General features: G+C 30.6%; 4 protein-coding genes. All 4 read left to right on the top strand.

What is annotated here, in order from left to right:
- The coding region (locus CI949_RS18570; protein ID WP_290769154.1) for a GGDEF domain-containing protein at window positions 1–895 on the top strand (895 nt) is incomplete at its 5' end.
- A 120-nt stretch (window positions 896–1,015) separates the two neighbouring features.
- A complete protein-coding gene (locus tag CI949_RS18565) occupies window positions 1,016–1,906 on the top strand; it encodes a selenium metabolism-associated LysR family transcriptional regulator (protein ID WP_073159350.1) in 891 nt (296 codons plus the stop codon).
- 319 nt (window positions 1,907–2,225) lie between these two features.
- Window positions 2,226–2,687 (top strand): C-GCAxxG-C-C family protein, encoded by a 462-nt coding sequence (locus CI949_RS18560; protein ID WP_073159348.1) that lies wholly within the window; start codon window positions 2,226–2,228, stop codon window positions 2,685–2,687.
- A 37-nt stretch (window positions 2,688–2,724) separates the two neighbouring features.
- Window positions 2,725–3,584: TDT family transporter (locus CI949_RS18555; RefSeq protein ID WP_290769150.1), on the top strand; the 860-nt coding region annotated here is incomplete at its 3' end.

The raw sequence follows: 3,584 nt of genomic DNA, 5'->3' as shown, positions 1-3,584 counted from the left end.
ATACTGTTGGGCTAACAGGATTTTAAGCCTGTGGAGATGGTGGGTTACCACTTCTAAGAAGCAGGAATCCTCGAGGGCTTGCCCCGAGGAGGGTCAAATAAAAGGAAACATACTAGAAGTAAATAAGGAAATGATAGAATTATTGGGTGCTCCCAATAAAAAAGAAGTTAAAAAATTTAATTTAAATAATGTTGAAAAAATTAAACATATTTGGAATAATGATTTTTTATCATCTAAAAATAAAGATATATTTGAGGGTAATCTTGAATATACTACAAATTGGGGCAAAAAAGTCTTTTTGAAATATAAAATTGAAATTATTTTATCTAAAAAAAATGGATCAGAAATTATTATAGCAGCTAATGACATTAGTAGAGAAAAAGAAATTGAAAAAAATTTAAAATATTTTTCTTTTCATGATGAGTTAACAAATTTGTATAATCGTAGATATTTTGAAAATGAAATAAAGAGATTGGATACTAAACGAAAACTACCAATAAGTATTATTATTGCAGATCTTAATGGACTTAAAATAATTAATGATAGTTATGGTCATAAAAAAGGGGATGAGATATTAATTCAAGCTTCCCAAATATTAAAAGAATCTTTGCGTGAAGAAGATATATTAGCTAGATATGGTGGAGATGAGTTTGCAGTTTTGCTTCCAAACACCACAAAAGAAACTGCAGAGAAAATTAATAAAAGAATAAAAGAAAAATGTAAAAAAATAAATAATAATCCGATTCCTATTTCTATTGCTTTGGGTGAGGCAACAAAAGAAAAGCCAGAACAGGATATAAAAGAAATATTAAAAAAGGCTGATGATAAGATGTATAAGGACAAATTATCCGAAGAGTTTGTCGGAACACCAAGGGGTGAAATTAAGGCCAGATAATATTCTGTCCTGTCACCGGATAATCTGAAGCAGAACTCTTTCTTTTTCTAAGAACTTTAAACAATCTTTTAAAGCATCAAAGATATCAAATTTGGTACTTAATAATAAAGGAATGATTAAATGAAGATTGAAAGAATAAAAACTTTTATTACTTTAGTTGATTTGGAAAGTTATTCGCTGACAGCTGAAAAGTTTGAAATTAGTCAGCCAGCAGTAAGTATGCAGATTAAATCGCTTGAAAAATATTTTGATACAGAGCTTTTTTATAAAGAGAAAGGTCAGATTATTCTTAGTCCTGCTGGCAAAATAGTTTATCAAGAAGGTAAGAAAATTGTTAAAAGGTGGGGATATTTAAAACAGAAAGTTGAAAGTAAAAAAAATATGCAGACCAAGCAGCTGAAAATTGCTTCCAGTACGATTCCTTCTGCATATCTATTGCCTGAGATACTTTCAATTCTAAATAAAAATATTGATGATTTAAAAACAGAAGTTTCAGTTGGTGACAGCAGGTCAATGATTAATTTATTAGAAAATAATGAAGTGGATTTGATAATAGTTGGTTATAAACCCAAAAACAATAAGTTTAAATCAATAGAACTCTGCAGTGATAACTTGAGTTTAATAGTACCTTTAAATCATCCTTTAGCGGGAAAAGAAAAAGTGTTTTTAGCAGAACTTCAGAATCATAGTATATTAATGAGAGAGGAAGGTTCAGGAACCAGAAAAGCTACTATTTTAGCTTTTAAAGAAGCTGCTTTTAAACTGGAAGATTTTAATATTATAAGTGAGTTAGGAAGTACAGAAGCTGTTATTTCTGCTGTTGAATCTGGACTTGGTATTTCTTTTATTTCAAAAATAGCAGCTAAAAAAGCTGCTGCTTGTAGAAGAATTGTTGAAATAAAAGTTGCCGATGCAGAATATGAAAGAAATTTTTATTTAGCCTATAATAAAAATCGCCATGATGACTATTTGATTAATACTTTTATTGAAGCTGCTAAAAATATTTTATAAAATATCATTTAAAACATTTAACCGGTTTCGGTCGGTTCTATCAGAGCTTTATGACCTGTAAAAGCCAATAAATCTACTTTAAGTTTTTTGAAATTAATATCATAGACACCTGCAGCCTATATTTTCATAATAATCTAACATTTATTTTCTGTTTCTTGAAACCAAATCATAAAGAAAAGTTATAAAAATTATAAAAATACTTTATAATTAAAACCAACTATGCTATAATTATTGTGAAATTAAGAATAATCATGATTATATTTTGATTCAGACTATAATAAGATAATTAAAAAATATTTATTTAGAGGGGAGATTATTAATGAATAACAAACAACAGAAGTTAGTTAACGAGGCAAGGGAACGAGCAGAAGGTTATTTTCGTAGAGGAGAATTCTATTGTTCAGAAGCAGTTTTAACAACAATAAATGAATTATTAGGTAAAGAAGTTGATCCAGAAATTGTTAAGTTGGCTTCTGGATTTCCAATAGGAATTGGCAAATCAAAATGTTTATGTGGAGCAGTCAGCGGTGGGGTTATGGCCCTTGGTTTAAAATATGGTAGAACTGAACCAGGAGCAGAAATGCCAGAAAAATGTTTTCCTGCAAACGCTTCTCTACATGACTACATAAAGGAGACTTATGGTTCGACTTGCTGCAGAGTCCTGACTAAAGATTTTGATGATTTTGGCAGTCCAGAAAGAGCAGCTCACTGCATTCAAATTTCTGGTGAAGTTGCGGCCTGGGTAATGGAAAGATTTATTGAAGATGGACTGGTTGAATAATTAAAACAAATAAAATTTAAAAAGGAGAATTTTTGTTATGAAAAATTTAATTAAAAAAACTCCTATTCCGATTGCTGGTCTGATGCTTGGACTGGCAGGTTTAGGTAACTTAGTAGCAGGTTATAATATCTATTACCGCTATCTGGCAGGAATTTTATCAGTTTTAACAGCATTATTTTTAGTTGGACGTTTTTTAATAGCCAGAGATAGTTTTGGGCCTGATTTAAGAAATCCAGTTATTGCAAGTGTTACTCCTACTTTTTTTATGGCTTTGATGATTCTTGCTACTTATTTATTAAATATAATTCCTAATCTGGCTTCTTCTATCTGGTATTTCGCTATTATCTTACATATAGTTTGGATTATCTGGTTTACAATCAGTTTTATCTTTAATTTTAAAATCCAACAGGTGTTTGCCAGTTATTTTATTGTTTATGTAGGATTAGTGGTTGCCAGTGTAACTGCACCTGCTTTTAATAATTTGAAATTAGGTCAGGGTATTTTTTATTTTGGTTTTGCTGCTTATTTGGTGCTTTTACCAGTAGTTATTTATCGTGTTTTTTGGGTTAAAGACATAAAAGATCCTGCTTTGCCAACGATTACTATTTTTACAGCTCCGGCTGGACTTTGTCTGGCAGGTTATTTAAGTTCCTTTTCTGAAAAAAATATTATGATGGTTGGTTTACTTACTAGTCTGACTTTGGCCATGTTAATCGGGGTAACCATTTATTTGCCGAAAATGCTTAAAGTTGGATTTTACCCTAGTTTTTCAGCTTTTACTTTTCCTTATGTTATAAGTGCAATCGGTTTGAAAATGGCTGTGAAATTTTGGGATGCTAATTCGACATTGTTCTGGCTTAAATATCCAGCAAGGTTAACTGAACTGCTGGCGGTTGT

It is taken from the genome of Halanaerobium sp., assembly GCF_003070835.1.
The sequence above is the reverse complement of the archived record's forward strand: the minus strand, read 5'-3'. Positions and strand labels throughout refer to the sequence as shown.